The organism is Rothia sp. HMSC065D02, assembly GCF_001815285.1.
In the GTDB taxonomy this organism is placed as follows: Bacteria; Actinomycetota; Actinomycetes; order Actinomycetales; family Micrococcaceae; genus Rothia; species Rothia dentocariosa.
Map to the genome: position 1 here is coordinate 34070 of NZ_KV820091.1, position 22572 is coordinate 56641.

20 protein-coding genes and 1 CRISPR repeat array are annotated in these 22572 nt (G+C 56.8%); of the genes, 4 read left to right on the top strand and 16 right to left on the bottom strand.

What is annotated here, in order from left to right:
• Window positions 1-31 precede the first annotated feature (31 nt).
• A complete protein-coding gene (folP, locus tag HMPREF3016_RS06575; RefSeq protein WP_070741191.1) occupies window positions 32-982 on the bottom strand; it encodes a dihydropteroate synthase in 951 nt (316 codons plus the stop codon).
• 263 nt (window positions 983-1245) lie between these two features.
• Here folP and HMPREF3016_RS06580 point away from each other — a divergent pair, with 263 nt between their 5' ends.
• Both HMPREF3016_RS06580 and HMPREF3016_RS06585 read left to right on the top strand, forming a co-directional pair.
• Window positions 1246-1449 carry a hypothetical protein gene (locus HMPREF3016_RS06580; RefSeq protein WP_048755025.1) on the top strand — a complete coding sequence of 68 codons (204 nt, stop codon included), beginning with the start codon at window positions 1246-1248 and terminating at the stop codon, window positions 1447-1449.
• Window positions 1450-1487: 38 nt separating this feature from the next.
• Entirely contained in the window at window positions 1488-2084 is a 597-nt protein-coding gene (locus tag HMPREF3016_RS06585; protein ID WP_070741194.1) for a GNAT family N-acetyltransferase, read from the top strand.
• Between the two features lie 348 nt (window positions 2085-2432).
• Window positions 2433-3072: a CRISPR direct-repeat array (repeat unit 28 nt; unit sequence GAACCACCCATGCACACGCGGGGCAGAC).
• A 90-nt stretch (window positions 3073-3162) separates the two neighbouring features.
• Here HMPREF3016_RS06585 and HMPREF3016_RS06590 read toward each other — a convergent pair.
• The 15 genes from HMPREF3016_RS06590 to ppa form a co-directional block, all read right to left on the bottom strand.
• Window positions 3163-4785 (bottom strand): RNA-guided endonuclease InsQ/TnpB family protein, encoded by a 1623-nt coding sequence (locus tag HMPREF3016_RS06590; protein ID WP_070741197.1) that lies wholly within the window; start codon window positions 4783-4785, stop codon window positions 3163-3165.
• A 293-nt stretch (window positions 4786-5078) separates the two neighbouring features.
• Complete coding sequence (locus HMPREF3016_RS06595) at window positions 5079-5282, bottom strand: antitoxin VbhA family protein (protein ID WP_070741199.1); 204 nt, start codon at window positions 5280-5282, stop codon at window positions 5079-5081.
• Between the two features lie 149 nt (window positions 5283-5431).
• Window positions 5432-6019, bottom strand: a complete 588-nt coding sequence (gene folE / locus HMPREF3016_RS06600) for a GTP cyclohydrolase I FolE (RefSeq protein WP_041321610.1) — start codon at window positions 6017-6019, stop codon at window positions 5432-5434.
• Window positions 6006-8303, bottom strand: coding sequence for an ATP-dependent zinc metalloprotease FtsH (ftsH, locus tag HMPREF3016_RS06605; protein WP_070741201.1), 2298 nt, complete (start codon window positions 8301-8303; stop codon window positions 6006-6008). The genes folE and ftsH overlap by 14 nt, the downstream gene beginning before the upstream one ends.
• Window positions 8304-8484: 181 nt before the next feature.
• Entirely contained in the window at window positions 8485-8628 is a 144-nt protein-coding gene (locus tag HMPREF3016_RS11135) for a hypothetical protein (protein ID WP_210399793.1), read from the bottom strand.
• A gap of 71 nt (window positions 8629-8699) precedes the next feature.
• Window positions 8700-8849: a hypothetical protein gene (locus HMPREF3016_RS11140; protein WP_210399794.1), complete on the bottom strand. Its 150-nt coding sequence runs from the start codon at window positions 8847-8849 to the stop codon at window positions 8700-8702.
• An 18-nt stretch (window positions 8850-8867) separates the two neighbouring features.
• A complete protein-coding gene (gene hpt / locus HMPREF3016_RS06615; RefSeq protein ID WP_048753308.1) occupies window positions 8868-9419 on the bottom strand; it encodes a hypoxanthine phosphoribosyltransferase in 552 nt (183 codons plus the stop codon).
• 177 nt (window positions 9420-9596) lie between these two features.
• On the bottom strand, window positions 9597-9833 hold the full coding sequence (locus tag HMPREF3016_RS06620) for a hypothetical protein (protein ID WP_070450600.1): 237 nt from the start codon (window positions 9831-9833) through the stop codon (window positions 9597-9599).
• A 142-nt stretch (window positions 9834-9975) separates the two neighbouring features.
• Window positions 9976-11172 (bottom strand): tRNA lysidine(34) synthetase TilS, encoded by a 1197-nt coding sequence (gene tilS, locus HMPREF3016_RS06625; protein WP_070450602.1) that lies wholly within the window; start codon window positions 11170-11172, stop codon window positions 9976-9978.
• A 78-nt stretch (window positions 11173-11250) separates the two neighbouring features.
• On the bottom strand, window positions 11251-12801 hold the full coding sequence (locus HMPREF3016_RS06630; protein ID WP_070741202.1) for an ATP-binding protein: 1551 nt from the start codon (window positions 12799-12801) through the stop codon (window positions 11251-11253).
• Between the two features lie 313 nt (window positions 12802-13114).
• Complete coding sequence (locus tag HMPREF3016_RS06635; protein WP_070741204.1) at window positions 13115-14242, bottom strand: zinc-dependent metalloprotease; 1128 nt, start codon at window positions 14240-14242, stop codon at window positions 13115-13117.
• 83 nt (window positions 14243-14325) lie between these two features.
• Window positions 14326-14553, bottom strand: coding sequence for a helix-turn-helix transcriptional regulator (locus HMPREF3016_RS06640; RefSeq protein ID WP_004005772.1), 228 nt, complete (start codon window positions 14551-14553; stop codon window positions 14326-14328).
• Window positions 14554-14816: 263 nt separating this feature from the next.
• Window positions 14817-15449, bottom strand: coding sequence for a hypothetical protein (locus tag HMPREF3016_RS06645; RefSeq protein WP_070741206.1), 633 nt, complete (start codon window positions 15447-15449; stop codon window positions 14817-14819).
• 39 nt (window positions 15450-15488) lie between these two features.
• Complete coding sequence (locus HMPREF3016_RS11330) at window positions 15489-16205, bottom strand: hypothetical protein (protein WP_246828503.1); 717 nt, start codon at window positions 16203-16205, stop codon at window positions 15489-15491.
• Window positions 16206-17020: 815 nt separating this feature from the next.
• Window positions 17021-17506: an inorganic diphosphatase gene (gene ppa, locus HMPREF3016_RS06655; RefSeq protein ID WP_048753300.1), complete on the bottom strand. Its 486-nt coding sequence runs from the start codon at window positions 17504-17506 to the stop codon at window positions 17021-17023.
• Between the two features lie 234 nt (window positions 17507-17740).
• Between ppa and dacB the strand changes: the two genes are divergently transcribed.
• Together dacB and HMPREF3016_RS06665 are read left to right on the top strand one after the other, a co-directional pair.
• Window positions 17741-19372 carry a D-alanyl-D-alanine carboxypeptidase/D-alanyl-D-alanine endopeptidase gene (dacB, locus tag HMPREF3016_RS06660; RefSeq protein ID WP_246828504.1) on the top strand — a complete coding sequence of 544 codons (1632 nt, stop codon included), beginning with the start codon at window positions 17741-17743 and terminating at the stop codon, window positions 19370-19372.
• Window positions 19373-19505: 133 nt separating this feature from the next.
• Window positions 19506-22259: a DEAD/DEAH box helicase gene (locus HMPREF3016_RS06665; RefSeq protein ID WP_070741215.1), complete on the top strand. Its 2754-nt coding sequence runs from the start codon at window positions 19506-19508 to the stop codon at window positions 22257-22259.
• The last annotated feature ends 313 nt before the right edge of the window (window positions 22260-22572 follow it).

Here is a 22572-nt window from a genome sequence, read left to right on the forward strand (position 1 = left end):
CCTTAGCTGATGTGAATACTGGTACATAATTTTAGGTATGTTTGGTGCGGGAAATAGTGCGTAAAGTATTCGCCACGGTCACGGCATCCACCGTGGGGGGCACATTGTGCACGCGAACCCCCCACACTCCCTGGGCCGCCACGAGTGCAGAGAGAGCGGCGGATGCGGCATCACGGTCTTCGGGGGCGCGTGCGGGCGGCATTTGGTCGGGCACGGTGTTCGCGCTCGCGGCCAGATTCTGGGTTTTGGTGCGCGCCGCATCCGCAGCGTTCAGTGTATTCGCCAGAAAACGCTTACGCGAACCGGCGATTAGTACCCGGTGCCCCAGCGTGTGCAGCTGCCCAAGGGCGGCGAGCAGCTCCCAATCCTGCATGCCGCCCTTCGCAAATCCCAGCCCGGGGTCAAGGATAATGTTCTCGGCATGAACACCTGCGGTAACCAGGCGATCACGCAGGGTGGCGAGCTCGTCCAGCACCTCGGCGACGGTGCCGCGCGGGTAGGCGGCGAGCGCATCCATTGTGGTTGAGGTGCCGCGCGCGTGCATCAGAATATAGGGTACGCCCAGCTCGGCGACGGTCTGTATCATCTCATCGCTCACGCTCATGCCTGAAACGTCGTTGATGATGTGCGCCCCGGCGGCTACGGCGGCGCGGGCGGTCGCTGCGTTCATGGTGTCTACGCTGATGGTGATACCGGTTTCGGCAAGCCCCTCGATCACGGGCAGAATACGCCGAAGTTCCTCCTCAACACTGATGCGCACCGCACCGGGCCGGGTGGATTCGCCGCCTACATCAATAATGTCTGCGCCCTGCGCGATCATGTGCCGTGCGTGGGTGAGAGCGTCGTTCGCGGTGTAGTGTTCGCCGCCGTCACTGAAGGAATCGGGGGTGACGTTCAGGATTCCCATCACCAGGGTTCGCTCTGCGGCTGCGGCGTCACAGGGCAGGTGTGCGGGGGGCTGCGGGCTCATCATTGCGTGCATGATTTAATCCTAACGGATGCGCACCTGTCCCCCTTCGCGTCGCGAGCAGGTGGTTTCTGGTACAAGCAGGTCGGAAAATCCTACCTTGTCGTCGAAAAACAACCTTCTCGCGACCGGATTTAATATTGCATAATCTATGCGCATTTTTTCATGCAGGGCGTAGCGGGGGTATGCTGGATTTATGACTATAGAGTTCTGTACGGCTACGGTGCCGGACGGAACGTAACGACGCATCGTAGAGACTGACGGTTTTGGAGGTTCAGATGAATCTGAAAGTTGGCGCCTGGATTCTTGGCTTTATCGCTCTTGCGGCGTTTATCACGGTTGTTCTGGCGAATGGACTTACCGCCGTGCGCTGGGTCGCGTTCGGTGTCGCAACCTGCGCAGGGTTCCTCTCCCTGGGTATGGTCGTAACCCTAGTCCTCGGCTGGGATGACCCCACGGGAACGAAAACCGACTCCCACTAGTTTTATCTCGTGCAGAGGCGTTCCGCTAGGATTAAGCCATGCCGGATGCCCTCATGATTCGACCCGCCACCCCCTACGATGCGCAGTCAATAGCGCGCATCCGTGTTCAGGGGTGGCGGTTTGCATATCAGGGCTTAATATCTCAGGATTACCTTGATTCGCTCAGCGTCGCCGAAGACACCGAGCGGATGCGCGGGTACCTCAGCCAGTTTCCCCAGAATTCGCCGCCCAGCAGGTCAGAGTCCGTGCAGGGTTCGGGCGACGGTGAAAAACAGTCGTTTATGCTCGCTGCACGCGGCGATGCGGTGCTGGGGTTCTGCAGTTTCAGCGCGGCACCGAACAATGCTGACCGCGCCGAAAGGGCTACTCCGGGCGGGACAATGGTCGGGAGACTCCACTCACTCTACATAGACCCGGATGCCCTCGGCCAGGGTGTCGGCCACGCCCTTATGAGCCATGCACTCAGCACCTTTGCCGCATGGGGATGTGAGCACGCGACTCTCTGGGTGTTGGAGGGAAATTCCCGCGCCATCAGCTTCTACGAACGGCAGGGCTGGCGGTGTACGGGCGCTACAAAGGTGGACCAGTCCTTTGGGCCGTGTCTGGTTGAGCACGAAATGGCGGTGCAGCTTTAACGCGAAACCGCCCGGACGATCGTGCGACTTGTTGAGGCAGGTTCACGATTCATCGAGGCGGTCGCTAAGTTAGTCGACGCTATTAGCCGCTGGCTAGTATAACGTCCTCACAGGGTGGTCACTCAGAGTTTTAGCGGACCTGGGTGCTCACCCGATTGCTGCTACCTTACCCTATATCGCGCGCATGCTCCACCCTCTGCAATTATCTACACTTCCAGATACGCATATAGAAGCAAACAAAACTGCTTTGTAAGAAATTGGAGGCAGAATAAAATGTCTATTCCTCGGGAAGAACTATACACATACCGCGTCGAATGGTCTGAAGAAGACCAAGAATTTGTGGGAACCGGAACCACCCATGCACACGCGGGGCAGACCCGCGAGGTTGACGGCCAGAGTTGATTTGCTGGGAACCACCCATGCACACGCGGGGCAGACAGAGTTAGTAAAAGAACTGCATGACATCATCCGGAACCACCCATGCACACGCGGGGCAGACTAGGGTCAAAAGTTAGAGCCACGATGTATGTGGGAACCACCCATGCACACGCGGGGCAGACCTTTGCGTACCGCTCAGGATTCTTAGCGGTAAGTGAACCACCCATGCACACGCGGGGCAGACACGCTGTTCATAGCTTCGTAGACGGCATCCAAGGAACCACCCATGCACACGCGGGGCAGACCCCATTCGGCATTTGCTGAGTTGAACTCAGATGGAACCACCCATGCACACGCGGGGCAGACGGCTGAATTTCTGTTGCGGTTCTTCAGCGGCGGGAACCACCCATGCACACGCGGGGCAGACGACATTACCGCTCGTAACTCGGGTAGAGAGTGGGAACCACCCATGCACACGCGGGGCAGACGGACTTGACTTTTAAGGACACTAGCGGGTCTGAGAACCACCCATGCACACGCGGGGCAGACTTAATACTTGGGCGGATACTACGGCTGCGCGTGGAACCACCCATGCACACGCGGGGCAGACACACTTGCTGACTAGGTATAACGCCCACATGTCTGCAAAACTCTATTCAGTTGCGTGCATAATGCAATAGATGGGCAGATGATTACTCATCTACGGTGACCCTCTACGATGACTCGCAGGTGGTCTTGACGCTTCCACAGTCTCAGCACCCCGAAGAGCGCCTCGACTTCCACGTCCGTTTAGACTCTCCCTATCTTCTGAGGCGAGTTTTTCGTCAAAAAGCCTCTGCGCCTCACGGCAAATATTGACGGCCGCGTTAAGATCACGATCCATCATATTCCCACAGTACGCACAGTCGAAGACACGGTCGCGCAGAGTCAGCTTGGTTTTCGCTTTCCTCCCACACTCCGAACACGTCTGCGACGAAGCAAAATAACGGTCAACCTTCTCAAACGCAGAACCATACCAGACAGCCTTATACTCCAGCTGGTTACGGAACACGCCGAATGCCGCATCCAAAACTACCCGGTTCAACCCAGACTTTTGGGCAACATTCTTCCCCGGATTCTCAACCGTCCCCTTCGCAGAGGCGGTCATACCGGAAACATTCAAATCTTCAAATCCTACCAGGGTATACTCGGTAGCAAGTTTTTTCGTCAGCTGATGCAGATTCGACTCACGACGCAACGCCGTCATATGGTGCAACCGAGCTATCTGCTTCACTAAACGAGAACGTCGATTCGACCCTTTCTGAGAACGTGCTAGAGCACGCTGTAACTTATGCAGCCGTCGCGAGCTTGCCTCACTCCAGCGCGGGTTCTCAAGGCTAGGCAGCCCTTCGACAAATTTTAGATTCGGGAAGCGTTGTGGAGCCTCGGAATCTGAAAGTGACGCCAGGTACTTAACTCCTAAATCAACACCTACAGAACCAGCAGCACGAGCACGCTTTGTTGCAGAACGACGTATAGGCTCCGAAAACTTCACTAAGAAAGATACATACCAGCGGTCAGCATTCCGAGAGACCGTATATCTACGAATCTTAGCGCCAGCTGCAACCGCTTTCACTAGTGGCTTGGTCGAGTTAAAGGTGCGTATAGTACCTAGATAAGATAACCGCACATGACGATAGTCTGTAATCTTACGTCGCCCCTGCTTGTAGGCAGGTTCCCCTCGCAGATACGCGGTGCCGTAAGCGCCCATCTTTTCCGGTGCCGGAACCGTAAAAGAGTCCCGCGAAACACCTTTCTTCTTGAAACGCGGTGTACCCACCAGACGCCCAGCACGTTTACCCGTACGGGAAGCCCAGAAATTGTCCCAAGCATCACTCGCATTTTGCAGACCACTCACCAGCACTCGCTGATTTGCGGTATGAAGCCACGGATTAGCCGACCGCTCCGTCTCTTGGTTCCACACAACTGACGGATCTTCGCCATTTTCAATATGGTGTTCGGCTTGTTCATGACGTTTTTTCTCAGGAGTCAAATATTGGGTTCCAAATGCTCCGTAATTTAACTGCTTATAGCGTTTATCTTCTTTGGCAAGCGCATTAAGTTCTTTTTTAATATCTGCGTCGGAGATACCCTCATCATGGCGTCTCTTCCAATAATCATCACGAAGTCTATTAACTTCCAAGTTATATGCGGTGAGCATATTGTATGTATACCGAGCCGCACCGACTGCCTGATAGAGAGCGGTAGTCTGAGCTTGATTTGGGTCAAGACGGAACTTATACGCTCGAAGGTTTTCTTCATCCTTCTTATCAGTAGTAGCCATAAGTTCCTCCCTTCTCAGACCATATTATAGAATTCACTTCCTAATAGTAAAGGGTTTCTAATGTACACGCACTCTATGTCGTCATTTGCATCAGCGGATTATCATAATCTCACCCAAGCATGGTTTACAGGTTGTCTACTGCACTCTTAGGCCATTAATTGTTTCTTCCATAACCCGCAATTTTTCGGGATCAGTCTCACCAAAGGGCTTGTTTGGCGTGGTGAATTTATTTCGCAGCACCCTAGTGCCGGGAATATAGTAATCATCCCAGGTGTGAAAGGTAGCGTCGTCTCTCACGATGCCCTTTGCACATGGCGGCGGATCTCTGCGATAGCCTCATCGGCAGTGATGTCATGATGAGCTGCCCGAGCCACAATATCTTTCAGCACAGGGTCAGTGACATGATGACCAGCTAATGCCAAAGCCGCATCTGCAAAAACCTGATTCTCCTTAGCCTCGAGTGCGGTAATGCAGGTACCAGACCGTATATGAGTCATAACTCCCTCCTACAGCCTTTATCGTACGTGAGAATGGTTCAAAGCCAAGGGACTCTTCTGTCTTTAACGCGAGCAGGTGGTTTTTGGTCGAAAAGGTAGGATTTTCCTACCTGCTCGAGCCAAAAACCACCTGCTCGCGAAATAAGAAGCTAGTGCTTCGAGAAAATCAGGCTCATCGCCTCGGCACGAGTTGCCGCGTTCTTGAGCTGCCCGCGCACCGCACTCGTAACGGTTTTCGCGCCGGGTTTGCGCACGCCGCGCATCGACATGCACATATGCTCAGCCTCAATCACAACGATCGCACCGCGCGGGTTTAGGTGCTCCTCCAGCGCCTCCACCACCTGCGTAGTCAGCCGCTCCTGCACCTGGGGGCGGCGCGCATACACCTCAAGCACCCGCGCCAGCTTGCTCAGCCCCGTCACCTTGCCGTCAGCCCCGGGAATGTACCCAACATGCGCCACCCCGTGGAAAGGTACCAGGTGATGCTCGCACGTGGAATAGAACGGGATATCCTTCACCAGCACCATCTCGGAATGGGCAATATCGAAGGTCGTGCCCAACACATCGGCGGGGTCGGCGTGCAGACCCGAGAAAAACTCCTCGTAGGCGCGAGCTACTCTCGCCGGGGTGTTCTGTAAACCATCACGGTCAGGGTCTTCACCGATTGCCAGCAGGATTTCCCGCACCGCCGCCTCAATGCGCGGCTTATCTACCCCCGAGCCGTTATCCTCGCTCATCCGACCCTCCATAGGGGTTCTGGTTCGGGTTGTTATACGGGTACGGGTTCTGCTGCTGCTCATTCTGCTGACCCGGATACTGCTGCTCAGGATACTGACCGGGGAACTGCCGCTGCTCAGGGTATTGCTGTGGAGGCATCGCCACGGTCGGGTCGGTATCCTCAATATCCTGCGTGCCCGGATGCGGCATCTGCTGAGGCTGACCACCCTGACCGGGCAGGTTCTGGCCCGGCACCGTGTGCTCGGGCGCAGTCGGCATAGATGCAGTCGTAGGAGCCTTCATCGCCACGGTCGGATCGGAATCGCCCTCCAGACCGTTCTTCTCTGCGGCAAGTTCGCTCGGGGCCTTCACCGGCGGAATGTCGGTGCGTTCGCGGCCTTCCTTGGAGTACCAGTGCTTGCGTTCGGGGCGCTTACGCACATCCTTGAAAATCTCCGCGATCTCGTTCTCCAGCAGAGTCTCTTTCTCCAGCAGGGCGAACGCCAAGCGGTCAAGCACATCGCGGTTCTCCACGAGAATCTGGAAAGCCTCATCATGAGCTTCTTCCAGAAGTTTACGCACCTCGATATCGATCTTGTAGGCGGTCTTGTCAGAGTAGTTACGCGCCGCCGAAGGATCGCCGCCCATGAACGGTTCGGTGTCGTCGCTGCCAAGCTTTACCGAACCCAGCAGGGCGCTCATACCGTAGTCGGCTACCATTTTGCGCGCGGTATCGCTCGCCTTCTGAATATCGTTCGCAGCACCCGTAGAGGGATCGTGGAATACGATTTCCTCAGCCGCGCGGCCACCCATCGCATAGGCCATCTGGTCCAGCAGCTCGTGGCGCGTGGTCGAGTACTTATCGTCCTGCGGCATTACCATCGTGTAACCCAGTGCACGACCACGCGGCAGAATCGTAATCTTGGTAACCGGCGCGGAGTTGCGCAGGGCGGCAGCCACGAGCGCGTGACCGCCCTCATGGTACGCGGTCACCTTACGCTCGTGCTCACTCATGATGCGCGAAGTACGCTGCGGACCCGCCATCACGCGGTCGATAGCCTCATCGATAGCACGGTCATCAATCACGTTGCCGTTATCGCGGGCGGTCAGCAGGGCTGCCTCGTTCATCACGTTCGCCAGGTCTGCACCCGTGAAACCGGGGGTACGCTTAGCGACCTGCCCCAAATCGACGCGACGGTCGATCGGCTTACCGGCGGCGTGCACCTCCAGGATGCGCTGGCGGCCCTTCATATCGGGCGCATCCACACCGATCTGGCGGTCGAAACGACCCGGGCGCAGCAGGGCGGGATCGAGCACATCCGGGCGGTTGGTCGCGGCAATCACGATCACGTTGGAGTTGCCGTCGAAACCGTCCATTTCGACAAGCAGCTGGTTAAGGGTCTGCTCACGCTCGTCGTTACCGCCGCCCATGCCGACGCCGCGGCGGCGACCGACCGCATCGATCTCGTCCACGAAGACGATCGCGGCGGGGTTAGACTTCGCTTCCTTGAACAGATCGCGCACGCGGGATGCACCCACACCCACGAACATCTCAACAAAGTCGGAACCGGAAATCGAGTAGAAAGGCGCGCCAGCCTCGCCCGCAACAGCTTTCGCGAGCAGGGTCTTACCGGTACCGGGAGGGCCGTACAGCAGCACGCCCTTAGGAATCTTAGCGCCTAGTCGGGTGAACTTTTCGGGCTCCGCAAGGAACTCGCGCACCTCTTCAAGCTCAGCCAGCGCCTCATCAACACCGGCGACATCGGAGAAACGCACGGTCGGGTTATCTTTGTTGAACTTCTTCGCGCGCGACTTCGCGAAGCTCATGACCGAGGAGTTACCGCCCATGCGACCCATGAGCAGCCAGAAAATTGCACCAAAAAGAAGCACCGGCAGCAACAGAGAGATCAGGGATCCCAAGAAGCTGTTTTCCACCGGCTGATCGGTGTAGCTCTCCAGCTGGGCACCGTTCATGGCCCGCACGACTTCTTCGGCACGCGGCTGCACATAGTAGAACTTCACAGAGGAACCGTAGTTGTTGCTGCCCTGCTTATAGTCTTCCTTCAGCTGCAGCTCAACACGCTGGTCGCCATCATAGATTTTCGCGCTCTTCACCTGGTGGTCGTTGAGCAGCTGCAAACCAACGTTGGTATCTACCTGGCGTGCGCCCTGCGCAAAAAGCGAGCTCAGCGAGAACGCCACGACAACAATTGCAATAACGATAGCCCACAGCCAGCGACCATTGATCAGCCTGCCTAAAAAGTTATCGGGGCCGTTCGGCGAGTTATTGGATTTTTGCGCCAATGCTTAATTCCTTACGTTTACGACGGCTACACGCCGGGTACGCGCCGCAGCGTGCCGTAGCACTCCGTGACGATAGAAAGATGCAACTTTAAATGTACCCTAACCCCGCCAGATTACGCCCACATCGGCGGCATTTCACCTCAAGGCTAAAAGGAGTCAGTGCGGGCGTACAGAAGCATGTCTAAGCGATCGATCCCCAACTCTGTTCTCTGCATACCTCCAAAAAGGTTTGCAGGCTTGCTGTGCCTTCCCGGTGCAAATCGGCAACGTTATCTGCATAAAAATCTGCGCCACCATTCAAACCAATAAATTCACCACGCAGCACGTCTGTTTCCAGATCGTATTGAATGACAGCCTTATGACCATCAAATCATCACATTATTCATAGATTTCGCTCTACAGCTCGTCAAGGGAAACCTTTACCCCTGACCACGGATTAGCTAGGCGGTAGCGCACGGTTTCGAGAAGCTCTGCGCGCAGGCATAAGCGTGCCCGCGCATCCAGAATTTTCATCAGGATGCGCGGGCACCAAAATCTTGTACGCACGCTGCGCACGACCGAGTTTTAGGAGTATACGTGCGGATGTAGCGTCGCCACGCAGTCGAGGTTGCGGTACTTCTCAGCGAAATCGAGCCCGTAACCAACCACGAACTCAGGTTCGATATCCCAGCCCACGTATTTGACCTGAACGTCAGTCTTGACGACCTTCGGCTTACGCAGCAGGGTGCAGATTTCCACAGATTCCGCGCCGCGCGATTTGAGGTTCTGCTGCAGCCACGCAAGAGTCAGCCCGGAATCAATAATGTCTTCAACAATCAACACATTACGATCGGTCAGGTCGGTATCAAGGTCTTTGAGAATACGAACCACACCCGAGGATTTCGTGCCGGATCCGTACGAAGAAACCGCCATCCAGTCCATCGTGTAATGCCCCTTGAGCGCGCGGGACAGGTCTGCCATCACCATAATGGCGCCCTTGAGAACCCCCACGAGGAGCACGTCTTTGCCTTCGTAATCTTCGTCGATGCGCGCCGCCAGCTCGGCAACTTTCGCATTAATCTCTTCCTTGGTAAAGAGTACGTTCTTCAGATCGTCCTGCACGTCTTGAGCCTGCACGGATTCTTCTTTCTTGCCGGGGCGTCTTCACGCCGAACCCGCCCAAACGTTCCGCCGGGTCGAGTATATTTTCTTGGTCCGCTTTAAGTATGACTTAAATTCTGATGCGCGGCTTACGTTTCACGGGTGTCTGCTGGGGTGCTTTGGAAGAATGCTCCCGAAAACACGGATAAACCGCTACCGCGCCGCCTTCGCCGTCTGCTCAACCAGGTAGGTTGCGGTTTTCAGATCAAGATTCAGCTCTGTGCGGCGCAACTCGCGAATCAGCTGAACCTCATCCTTCGCGGGGTCAAGACCCGCCTTGTCCGCTACGGAACGAGCCCAATCGATGGCGGCTTCCATCGGTTCGTCTGCCTTCGCGAAGAGAACGGCAAGTTCCGCCCTCGGGTTCTTATCGCTGCCAAAAAGTCCCATACTTTTTCCTTCCGCGTGCCGCTGAATCCTTGTGATATATCGAGATTTAAGGGTTTTCAGTACCCTGCTATTTTAACACTGCACTGTAGTCGCTTTGAGAGCTGCAACACAATAACTGAATTATGAAGTCGAAGGTTTTCTCTTACCGCTGGGAAATAAGTACCAGTGCATCCACGCGTGTATCGGTGCGGGGATCGTGCACCCTGCGGCGGCGGTAGACGCTCACATGCCCGGGCAGCTGCACCGGCCCGGCAGTGGCGTGCTCGGCGACGAACTCGTCAAGCGCCTGCAGCCGCTCAAACCCGGGGTTCTCCCCCTGCACGGCGCGGGTCGCCAGGGCGAGCACGCGCATCCGGAGGGCAGGATGCAGTGCCGCCGTTTCCGCGCGGTTCAGGGTAATAACTGTGGGAGTAGGTTTCTCAGAGGCGGCCTCCGTGGAGTGGTCGCCGGACACCGTATCAGCCCCGGGAATGTCCGGCAGATGAACTCCAGCGGGCAGCTTCAGGCGGGTGTACTCGGTGGCAGCGAGCGCATCCAAATATTCGGCGTCAGGCCCGGCGACTGCGGCGGTTCGCGCCAGAGAGAGTGCCACATCCCCACCAAGATGCTCTTGCAGGAACGGCAGGATTGTGTGCCGAATGCGAGCGCGCATGAGCGTCTGATCGGTGTTAGTGGGGTCGTTCCAGGGGGTGGCACCTTCGGCTTCGCAAATATTCAGCATATCGGCGCGGCGCAGAGTAAGGAAGGGGCGCAGGTAGGTGACTCCATTTTCGATGCGCGCGGGCGGCATTCCGGCGAGGGAACGTGTGCCCGAGCCGCGCCCAAGCCCCAGGAGCACGGTTTCCGCCTGGTCGTCAAGGGTGTGACCCAGCAGAACAGCCCGTGCGCCGGTATCTTGCACTGCGCGTTCAAAGGCGCCGTAGCGGGCGGTGCGCGCCGCCATTTCGGGACCCATGCTGCCCTGCGGAACCTGCACGCGCTCCGTGAGCACGGGATATAGCCCCAGGTTCGTGAGGGTTTCTACGGTGGCTGCGGCAACCTCGGCGGAGTCGGCTTGCAGTCCGTGATCGACCACGACGGCGCCCACACGCACATCGGAACGACGCGCAAAGTGCGCGGCAATACAGGCAAGCGCGAGCGAATCTGGCCCGCCGCTGCACGCAACCAGCACGAGGGGCTTCTCGGTTTCTGCGCCCTGCTGCGATACGGTCGAGCCTCGCCGCGCACGCCCGGTCCCCTTGATGGCGCCTTCACCCAGCAGGTTCGTCAGCGCGCGAGCCAGTTCCCGGCGAGCCTTCCCCACCGCCGGATGCAGCCGCCCCTGCCGTCCATGTTGCATGTGTTGTCCTTCTCTGTTGTATATGCCGTCTACAGACAATTCCGCAAGAATCCCCCCTCCTGGGGCGATTCACGGTAGTTATGGTGTGATGAGACGATACACCGTATTCCGCGGTCCCGCCGATGCGTCCATTTCCACGTATCCTTCACGCATAAGTGCGTGAAGGACGTAGCGTACCTGTCGCGCCGTTAACCCGGTGAACCGCGAAATTTCGGTGACGGATCGGTCTTGCCCTTCAAAAGCATCCATGACCACCTGGGCGTTCTTCAGCGATTTTAGTGTTGGATAAACAGCGCTAGGTTCTGGTTCGTGGGGTCGGGGAAGGTCTGTTACCGTTTGAGGGGCACTATACGAGCGCCGAGATACTTCAGGTATCACATGGCTGACCGATGTTTTAGGAAAGAAAATAATAACCTTGAATTTGACACCCGTATTGATGAATTGCGGCTTGGGAAGCTGGTAGGTGTGCGCGAGTTCAAGAACCTCACGGATTCCACCGCCTTCGCCCTCGATAACTTGAGCTCCGTCGGGTGTGCGCAGATGACGCACAATGTTGTAGAGACGCTGATTCACTGCAACCTGCGCATGCTCCGAGCTTTCCAGTTGACGGACAGACAATCCAATAACGCCTCCAGGGCTTTCGACCACGAGGCGATCCGGCAGGATTCGCACATGAACGCTTTTGCCCAGTCCCAAGGTGTAGGGTCCCAAGTTCCGGTGTACAAGCGCATTAGCGATAATCTCTCGGGCGATAGCAAGTGGAATGATGGGAACGTTCCTGAGGTTGCCGTCGTCCCCGTAGTAGGCGGTGGTAGGTAGGTTCCCTTCCGTCCAGCGGAGCATATCGCTGAGCATTTCGGGGAGGGGGCCATCAAATGTTTGCAGGTTTTGGTGCCGCCCGGGAGCATCTGCCGGAAGGATGACGGCTGCGGTTGCCTCGAGTGCCGGGCGTGGACCCTGCGGGTAACTCGCGAGCGCATAAAGTCCAGCAAGGGTAAGTTCACCGGATGCAGTTGTCACGCTTGTCTGGCGCAGTATGTCAGTATCGCTTTTCTCACGCAGACGGCGGCTTGTTTGGCGGATGGCTCCCACATATTCCTGGGTGAGCGATTGGTCGAGATTCTGCGCGCTGGTGCCGGGTACGGGGGCTTCATCATAAGAAACCTGCTCGTCAGCGTGAAATTTGGCGACTTCTAGCATCCGCAGTTCGGCATCGTTCATAGGGTAATCTCCATCAGCCTGCCGCAAATATGCTTTGCCTTTGTAGCGGGCTGGTTTATCGCCGATGGGTAATCCTTGTACCTCGGCGACGAGAACAGTTTTGCCGTTAAGAACCGGGGTAGAAAACTCTATGTACGGTGATGGGGAGATATTATTGCGAGCCAGCGATACGATACTTGCCTGAAGTTGTGCCGGTTTTTCAATTTCCGTAATGGCGAAATTGTCTTTTTCATCGACTCCGAGAATGAGGGTTCCGCCGTCAGGCATATTTGCGAAAGCGCACAGAGTTGGACCTAAGTTTTGAGGCATGCCGCCGCTGGCTTTTTTGAGTTCGAGGTAGGGGCTGTCACCACCGTGAGAGCGAAGAGCATTAAGGGCCGTCGTAATATGTTCTGCAGTCCACTCCATAGTTCTGGTGTTCCCCTAGTGTTGACAGGATTTTGTTACGTGACATGTTATACGACAAATTTTGTCATATAACAGGGCATTTTGTCACATAAAGTGTCACGTAAAAGGGTTTTACATGACAAAATGTCATGTAAATCTAGAGTTTTGTCACGTAATTTTGTCACATAAACATAAGACTCACAGCGATTAGTCCCGCTTTATACCGGGGATTTACGGGTATATATACCATATAAACACCCCCGTGTTTCGTGACATTTTATGTGACAAAAATTGTCACGAAACACGCGGTTTTGTCATATAACCCGTTCTGGGATTACGCGGTATTCTCTTCATCCCTACCACCAGCCACAGCCGCCTTAGCATCCTCGTCCAGCACACGCTTGATCCAGGCGTCCGGGTTGTGAATCTCCCGCTCGGTCGGCAAGTTCTCGGGCCGCTCCCACACGACATTGAAGCGTTCCATGCCAACCGCATCCACAATATGCTGCACGAACTTCTGCCCATCGCGGTACTGCGCCATCTTTTTGTTCATGCCCAGCAGACGGTAAATGAGCTTCGTGAGGAACTTCTGGGTTGAGCTGCGGCGGTTGAACCTACGGCGAATCGTCTTGACGGTCGGCACAATCTGGGCGTCCACGGCATCCATCACCACGTTTGCGTGCCCCTCAAGCAGACTCATAATAGCTGTCAGCTCGCTCGCAATTTTGCGTGCATTTGCGGTAGCTTCTTTCACAGGATGCGCCCGCCCCTCCCCGGGTTCTTCAGCGCGGGCCTGGGCTGCGGCACGGAAAGCATCTTTGAGGTCGAAAGTGCTGGCGGCGCTATCACCCAGCTCCGTAATCTTGGCAAGAAAATAGTCGCGCAGCCACGGCGCGGCGGCAAACTGCACCCGATGCGTCTGCTCGTGCAGGCACACCCACAGGCGAAAATCCTCGGGTTCAACGTTGAGTTCACGCTCGACGGAGACCACGTTAGGCGCGAGCAGCATCAGACGACCGCCCGGCTGCCCGTACCCGGCCAGCGCCGCATAGGGTTCATATTGCCCAAGCACTTTGGTGGAGAGGAACGAGAGCACGGCACCGACCTCGAAGGCCAACCCTTCTTGGAGTTTATTCAGGTCAGCATGCGGTTTTTTATGCTGGATCTTCTCGAATGCAGGCTTGACGAAGGGTACGAGCATGATCGAAAACGCCTGCGCGTTCGCCTTCGCCCAGGTACTTCGATCGACCACCAAAACCTCGGAGTCGCGCAGGTCTTGTGCCGCATCAAGTCCGGTAATACGGTGCACATGGTCAACGGATTCTTCCGCCGCTTTGCGCAAGGATGCGACCACGCCAGCCATCTCCTGGGGCTTCATGCGCGGCCCGGCGGGCGCCAGGCTGCCCACGATTTTGGCGATGCGCTCAACATTTAGCAGGTTCTGTGTGTTGTTCTCGCTCATATGCACAGTGTATCGAACTGTGCTGTGTGAGCCGCGCGGCTAGATGTCCCGCTTTATAGATGTCTGCCCTGAGGAATCCTGGATTAGGCATGATCTGCACCTTCTACAACGAGGTATATACCCAGCACTTCAGCGGTTTTGAGCACAGACCCAAAAGATGGTCCCGGCTTACCACGTTCAATATCACGAATCGTTTTATCGCTTACACCCACCATATAGGAAAGTTCCAGCTGGGTAAGCCGTTCTTCCTTACGGATGCGCCGCACTCGCTGCCCGAAGTTCTGAGCAAACTCTTCTGCATGAAAAGCCATCGTGTGTGCGGCATGATGGCCGCATCCCCCTTAAAAATACGAATAATAGTTCGGTTTTCAAGAATTTTACACCGCAGGGAGACTAAAAATACAGTAAATACGAATTATTATTCGGAAAAATTTTGAAATTCTCTAGATGAGAAGACACACATACACAAGCGGGAGCGGTTTCTTCATTTGGGAGCACTTTAAGTGCTCCCAAATGAAGAAACCGCTCCCGGAACACGCAGACACTTACAGGTGCAGCACAAGAAAGAAGCGAGCTAGGGACGCCTCTCGTCATGATCGAGAGGTGTCCGATAACGATTACCCGGCAGGAACAGATCCTTGACCGCAGGGGCATCAACCTCAGCATTCTTCTGCATCGTCTCAGCACGCTCCTGCGCAATTTCACCAAACATCTCACGAGTCATCTGCTTGGTCTGCTCAATCTTGCTGCGTACCTCTGTCCGAGTGAAACCAGGCTTCCAGGGCTTAAACCGTGCCACGTAGGCCAGATAGAAAACTAAGGCACAGGCCCCCACCATTACTGCCTTACCTATATCTTGAGTTACTACCAGTGCCACAACCAAGTACACCGGTGGAGGCACTAAGATTTCGTATGCAGCAAACAGCCTCCCTCCTGGAGAGGGGTGCTGTGCACGCACCACCAACGGACGCTGCACCAATGCGCGTACTAGCGGAAAGATGAGGTAAGAAATCAGTACGGTCTTAGTCGCCTGATACAAAGAGAGGGACAGGGCAGAAAGCCCCAAGGCTGAGACAACAGCCCCAGCACCAAGAATCAACAGAAATACGCAAAATCCTTCGAGCAAACCCCCTATAAAACTACCCATCAACGCAGCGCTCAGCGGTACATACTCAGGGTGATCCGGCGTATACTGGCTGCTCTCCATATGTATCCCTTCCCGCATTCTCTACGTGTTGGAGTGTTTTCACCGCTTACGCGGAAGTGCTCCTCGTTTTTCATAATCGAGGGGTATACGGTAGCGATTAGTCGGCAGAAATAGGTTCTTAATAGCTGGGTCATCAACATCAGCGTACTTCTGCATAACCTCAGCACGCTCCTGCATCATCCCGGCGTACTCCTGAGCGATATCGATCACCAGTTCACGGGTCATCCGTTTAGTCTCTTGAATTTTGTGACGCACTTGGGTACGGGTTAAACCAGGCTTCCAGGGCTTAAGCCATGCCGCGTAAATCAGATAGAAAACTAAGGCACAGGAACCTACTGTTGCCGCCTTGCCTACCTCCTGAAACATCCCTAGTGTTACCACCAGATACACCAGCGGCGGCACTAAGATATCGCATACAGCGAATAGCAGTCCTCCCGGAGAGCCATGCTGCGCACGCACCACCAACAGACGCTGCGCCAATACGAGTACTAGCGGAAAGATGAGGTAGGAAATCCATACGATACCAGCTATCTGCAGCCGCGGAAGAGACAGCGCAGAAAGCTTTGAAGCTGGTACAACAGCCCGAGCACCGAGAATCATAAGAAAGACACAGACCGCTTCGAAAAAACCACTGAAGTAACCACCCTTCAGTGCACTCGTCAGCGCTACATACTCTGGATGATCCGGCGTATACTGACGCTCCTTCGTGCGCCCTCCACGCAACATAGACACGCTGCCCCAAACGAGTGATACCACATAAAGTTGCGAAGATAGCCTCTGGAAGGCAGGCTGAGGTAACCCCCTCAAGATTGAGTACTGCTTCCCAGGGATTTGCGGCGCATTCACCGACCTCATTGACAAGGTCCTTTGATGGATAGCGTTCTCTATATCAGACGCACTATTCCAAAGCCGCTTCATTTTTCGGCTCCGCCCAATGGCCTTAATGTATTCCGTTATTGCCCCGGCTAGGGCTGAAGCGCGCGTTCGCAGGGCGACAACGGGCTTAGTTTTGCCGGTAGTGCCATGCGACGCATCATTTACATTTTCAGTACCAAGAACCTTGCGCATTACGTTCGGGGCAGTAGTCCGCGCAGCAGTATCAGCGCCCGCAAAAATCGCAGAAACCCCTGCTGTGGCAGTTAAACGAATGGCATTTCGACATTCACATATCAAGCCTTTCATTTATACTCCTCACCACGGCATATCTATTCAAGGACGTCATATGCTGCAAATTTCCTGGTGCACAACAAACTCTTAATTAAGAAATACGTAATGCTATATCGCGTACAGATACCCAGATTATGGGCTAATTATCCGTCTCTGTATGTATAGAAGATTTAATGAACAGCGTATTATTTCCCACACTATACGTTCACGTAGCGCAGTGCAACGACAATAAAATTAATTTTTAATAAAGCTCCTCGGGAAAACTGCGGCTCCATAATAGCAACCGCAAGAACCGCTCTTGCCCCCCCCTAATACAAAAGGGAGCGGTTTCTTCATGCGGGAGCAAATAAGGTGCTCCCGCATGAAGAAACCGCTCCCGTTATTAACAGGAACGCGAGTAAGACCTAGTGGCCTTCAGCGGCGAAGCGGTCGATTGCCTCCTGAACCATCTTCTCTGCCGCGGCGATGTCGTCCCAGCCTTCACCCTTCACCCATTTGCCGGGTTCCAGATCCTTGTAGCGCTCGAAGAAGTGCTGAATCTCGGCCTTGAGCTGCTCGGGCACGTCCGCCAGCGACTTGATGTGATCGTAGCGCTTATCGGTGGGCACGCACAGTACCTTCGCATCGCCACCAGCCTCGTCGGTCATGTTAAAGACGGCAACCGGGCGAGCCTCCACGATCACACCGGGAACAATATCAACGTCTAGAACCAGCATGGCATCCAGCGGATCGCCGTCCTCGCCGAGTGTGTTCTCAAAGTAGCCGTATGCGGTGGGATACTGCATTGAGGTAAACAGCACGCGATCTAGATGCAAACGACCGGTTTCGTGGTCTATCTCGTACTTCACCCGGGAGCCGCGGGGGATTTCAATCGTGACGTCGAGTTCCATGGGAACCTCTTTCTATGAATGTAAGCCTCTGCACCGCGCATCAAGGCGGCGAACAACTCCCCCATTGTACCCCCTGAACGCATGCACAACACCCATTCAATGCCACAAAAATCGTGCTTTCGATACGTTGCCGCGAATATCATCCACGCTATCCTGGCGAGCCGGTAGCCTGTAGTCCTCGCGATGCGTGTAACCGGCTCGGTATTTCGCAGCGGAATTCGTTATGCTCTTAAGATGCGTTCACCCCAACCGATAAACACCCCGTTCACTCGCCGCGCCCTGCTCGGTGCAGCACCCGCGCTATTCCTTGCCGCATGCTCAAACCCCAGCGGCGGACAGTCGCAGGGCGGTACCGCATCCATAACCCCGTCGGTCACACCCACGCCGACCCCCACTCCGGTACTGGATGCCCAGCAGCTTCAAGACCTGAAAGCCCGGATTGATAAGCTCTTTCAGGAGCGCCCCTACCCCGCCCATTCCATGCTCGTGACCGCCCTTGACGGCACACGTGAGCTCTATGCGGATGCCCCGGATACCCCGCGCCTGCCTGCCTCAAATATGAAGATTCTGACCTATTTTGCGCTCGCACAGACCGCGCCGGAACGCACTTTCACAACCTCGGTGGCGCAGGGTAAAAATGGGCTGTTTCTGGTGGCAGGCGGCGATACTCTGCTCGTGGAAGGAGCCACGGAACCGGCCACTGCGGGTTCGCCGACGATGCGCGCCGGGCTGAGCACGCTCGCTGCGGATACCGTGCAGCAGATGAACGAACGCAAGGTCGCGCACGGCACCTTCCCCGTCTACCTAGACACCACTATTTACACGGGTTCCGCGACTAACCCCGGTTGGGAGCCCGGCGACCTCGAATCCGGGCAAATCACCCCGATTAACCCGATCGCGCTGGCCTCGCACACCGTACCCGAGCAGTCCACCCCCGATAAACCGGCGCGCCCGCAAGACGCCGGAATCGCCGCCCTAGAGGCGTTCGTGAAGGTGCTCAATAAGGCGAGTGAAGAGCATGCAGAGGTCAAAGCAGGGTACGTATTTACGGTTGCCGACCGCCGCCCCCGTGAGGCCGATGCCGAGCAGATCGCTCAGATTCAGTCGGCGTCCGCGCTCGATCAGGCCTTTGTGATGATGTTAGAGTCCGATAATGTGCTCGCCGAGGTGCTGGGGCGCAATATGGCGATTGCCGCCGGTCGTGAGGGCAGCGCATCCGAGGCGCAGAAACTTGTGCGCGAGAAACTGCAGGAGGCGAAGATTTCGGTTACCGGGTTGGTGCAGGCGGATGTGAGCGGTATGTCCCTGCAGAACCGGGTGACGGCACGCACCCTGGCGCAGACCTTGGGGGCGTTGGCGGCGCATCCGAAGCATGACGAGCTTGAGCGCAGATTCCCGGTTGCGGGTGTTTCGGGTACGCTCAAGGATCGTTTTAGCGGGGAAGCGAATAAGTATGCGCGGGGGCATGTGGCGGCAAAGACCGGCACGCTGTTCACCGCCATTTCGTTATCGGGGTATGCGACCCGCCCAGACGGCACACGCCTGATTTTCGTGAGTATGCTCAACGACGTCGGCGGTGCGGAGGCTCTGCCCGGGGCGAAGGATACGGTTGATAGCGCCGCAGCGATCGTAGCGGCGCGTACTGAACCTCCCGCGGCTCCCACGGGAAATCCCGCACCTTCGGGCTCGCAGGTACCGGGTTCGTCCTCGGTACCCGATGCGACAGGTTCGGGTTCTGCCCCGAATTCCTCGCAGTCCCCGGATGGTTCGCCTTCCACTTCGCCCGCCGGCGGCAGCGTGCCGCAGGAGGATGCACCTTCCCAGGAGGCGGAACAAAACCCTGCCGAAGTTCCCAGCTCGCAGTAGAGCACAAATATGCAGAATACTGTATATTTATCTGACTGCCGAGTGTATCCGAGGGCATACGGCAACCGCGCATCGCAAGCGCCCCTGCGGCTATCCATGCATATTCACTCACCCCGTTCCGAAGGATAGTTTCGTGTCTTTACCCTCTGCCGCATCCGCGCCCGACGATCTGCCGAGAGTCGCCGTCGCGGAGCTTTTGCGTGTTCACCACTGCGAGACGGCGCTCTACGCCGATTTTTCGCGGTATACGGCAGGCACCCGGGAGAACGAACACGACACTACCGCGAGCGGTCCCTCTTATGTCGTGCGTAGTGATAGCGGCGCGCCCCAGCTCGACCCCGAAGTTGTGACACTTTTGCAGGCGGCACAGGCTTCATGCGGCGCGGGTACGGGGAATTCGGCGGCTGACGAGGTGGAAATACGCACCGCGCAGGGCACGGAACGCTACCCGCTCGCGCGGCTGATCCCGGTGCTGGAAACCCTCACGGAACGCTACGAATTTTTGCGCGCATCATGGCGGGAGGGTATAGCGCTCACCGATATTCCCGATCTGCTGAGCTGCGGTGACTGCCCGGCGTGCGCGGCACGTGTGGAGGCCGAAGCTGGCGCATCCGAAACGCTTGACGAGCCAGAGCTCGTCCCTCATAGCAGCGATGATTCAGACGAAGAATCCTGGGCGGATTCCGGTGACTCCGCGGCGGAATCGACGTTTGAGGGCATTCCCGCGAAGGCACAGCATCCGTACCGGGTGCGTCCTGCCGTCCCTGCCGACGATGATGAAGAGTACGCTCAGCTTGAGCGCCTGCGGGAACGCCTTGCCGAGCTCGAAAAGCAGAATCAGAAGAATCGGGGGCTATCTACCGAAAATTCCCGGTTGGCGATGCTCCTCTCCGGTGTCGATTTCTATCGCCGCGAAAAGGCGCCGTTTTGGCGGGATCATCTGCGCCGCCTGCACGAGCCCTACGAGAATTGGGCGAATACGCGCAATTGCGTGATTTTCGAGAGTGTTGAGACCGCAACCGATTGGGAGCGCGTGCGCGGGGCGAAAATGCGTACTCTGCGCGCGGTCGCTACCCTGGCGGATTCGCACACTCTCAAGGCCGACGATACCGGGCATTATCTGCTTTATAGTGCCGACGATGCGCCTGCGAAGGCATACGAAAGCATCGATTCCCAGGTGGAGGCGTTTCGCGCGACTAACCCGCAGGTCCGCGTGCCAGATACACTGCATAGACTCGGGTTTTTCGGGGCAAAAATTATGTCTCTCGAACCGTATGAGGAACCGGGCGAACCTGCAGAGGACGCTACTTTGGCGACAGGCGGCGGGCAGCGTGTTGTGATGGTAGTTGCCGAGCGCATCCGTGTGAACGATGAAGAACATGCGGCCTTCCCGCTGGGGCTCACCCCGGGCGCACCCGTGACAACGAAACAGTTAGAGGCGTCGCTTGTGCGCGTAGCGGTCGAGGCTGAAGGCTCGTTCCCCAACGTTGCCGCGACCGGGACGCTTGACCTTATCGAACGCCGCCCGCCGCGGCTCAAAACCCGCGTGAGCCTGCCCCAAGAGACGGAGTTTTCTCACGCCGAGCTGCCCACTGTTGAGGCGGTGCTCGCGGCGGTTCGTGACCTTGACCGTTCCTATGTGGCGGTTCAAGGCCCGCCCGGGTCTGGCAAGACCTTCTTGGGGTCGCAGGTGATCGCCAGGTTGGTTGCGGCGGGCGCGAAAGTGGGTGTGGTGGCGCAGTCTCACGCCGTCGTGGAGAATATGCTGACCGCGTGCCTGGAACGTAACCTGTTTCCCGCCGAGCGGGTGATGCGCGCCAAGGGCAAGTCTCAGCTCCCCGATTACCCTTGGGTTGAGGTCAGTGATAAAGATCTGACCGCTTTATTAGATAAATCCGGTGGGCTCGGCGGCGAAAAATCCGGTGCCGGAGCTTCGCCCGGCGTTCTTTTTGGCGGGACCGCCTGGGATTTTGCGAATCCGAACCGTATTCCTGAGGGCTCGCTAGACCTACTCGTTATCGACGAAGCCGGGCAGTTCTCGCTCGCTAACACCCTGGCGGTTGGAAGGGCCACACGGAATCTGCTTCTGCTGGGTGATCCGCAGCAGCTGCCGCAGGTTGCGGTGGGTGAGCATCCGTACCCGCTGGATACCTCGGCGCTGGGCTGGTTGTCTGGCGGGCAGTCGGTACTTCCCGCTGCATTCGGTTATTTTCTGCAGGTCACCTGGCGTATGCACCCGCAGCTGTGCGCGCCGGTTTCTGCACTGTCCTACGGTGGGAAGCTGCACTCGGCAGCGGCGGCGAGCGAGCGCATCCTCAAGGTTCCCGCACTGGAAGAACCTGTTATCCCTGCCGATCCCGGGCTGTATATGTACGGCGTTCACCACGAGCACTGCACCGTACGTTCCGAAGTAGAGGCGGCAGCCGTCACGCGCTTAGCGGGCGAGTTCGTGGGTGCTTTATGGACTCCCGGGGCGAATCAGCCCGCACGCGAGCTCACCGGCGAAGATATTGTGGTGGTCGCCGCCTATAACGCGCAGGTCGATACCATTGCGGAGCATCTGCGCCGCGCCGGGCTTCTGGATGCGGACGGTCACGGCGTGCGCGTGGGAACCGTTGATAAGTTTCAGGGTCAGCAGGCGCCGGTGACGATCGTGTCAATGGCCTCCTCAAATGCCGGAGTGTCGGGGCGAGGCGCAGAATTTCTGCTCTCCCCTAACCGCCTGAACGTGGCACTCTCACGCGGGCAGTGGTGTTCCGTGCTGGTCGCATCCGACAGCCTGCACCGGTTCGTGCCGCAGAGCATCACCGAACTCTTGGCGCTGGGCGGATACCTGGGTTTGATACGCTCCGCCGCCTCCTGGGAATCACCCGCAATCGAGGGCTGACAAGGCATATTAGACAGTTTTATACGGTACGCCCGGTCATCGGACCAAACCCGGCACGATTGTGAGAAACGGCATCGCCCGGGTGTGCTTGCCCCTGCCAACCCGTACCGCGAAACCCTATCAAAACCCGAGGCGCTCAGGCATAATGGAGGGGTGTTCGTGTTAACCTTCATTCAACGTTCCCCACAGGTTTCATTGCCTGCGCTCCTCGACAAGCTCTCCAAGCTCAACCCCCGAGTTGAATTCACACAAACCTATCCGGACGAAATTCAGGGTGCCTTCGAGAGTTCCGCAGACGCCCTGCAGGCGGCCC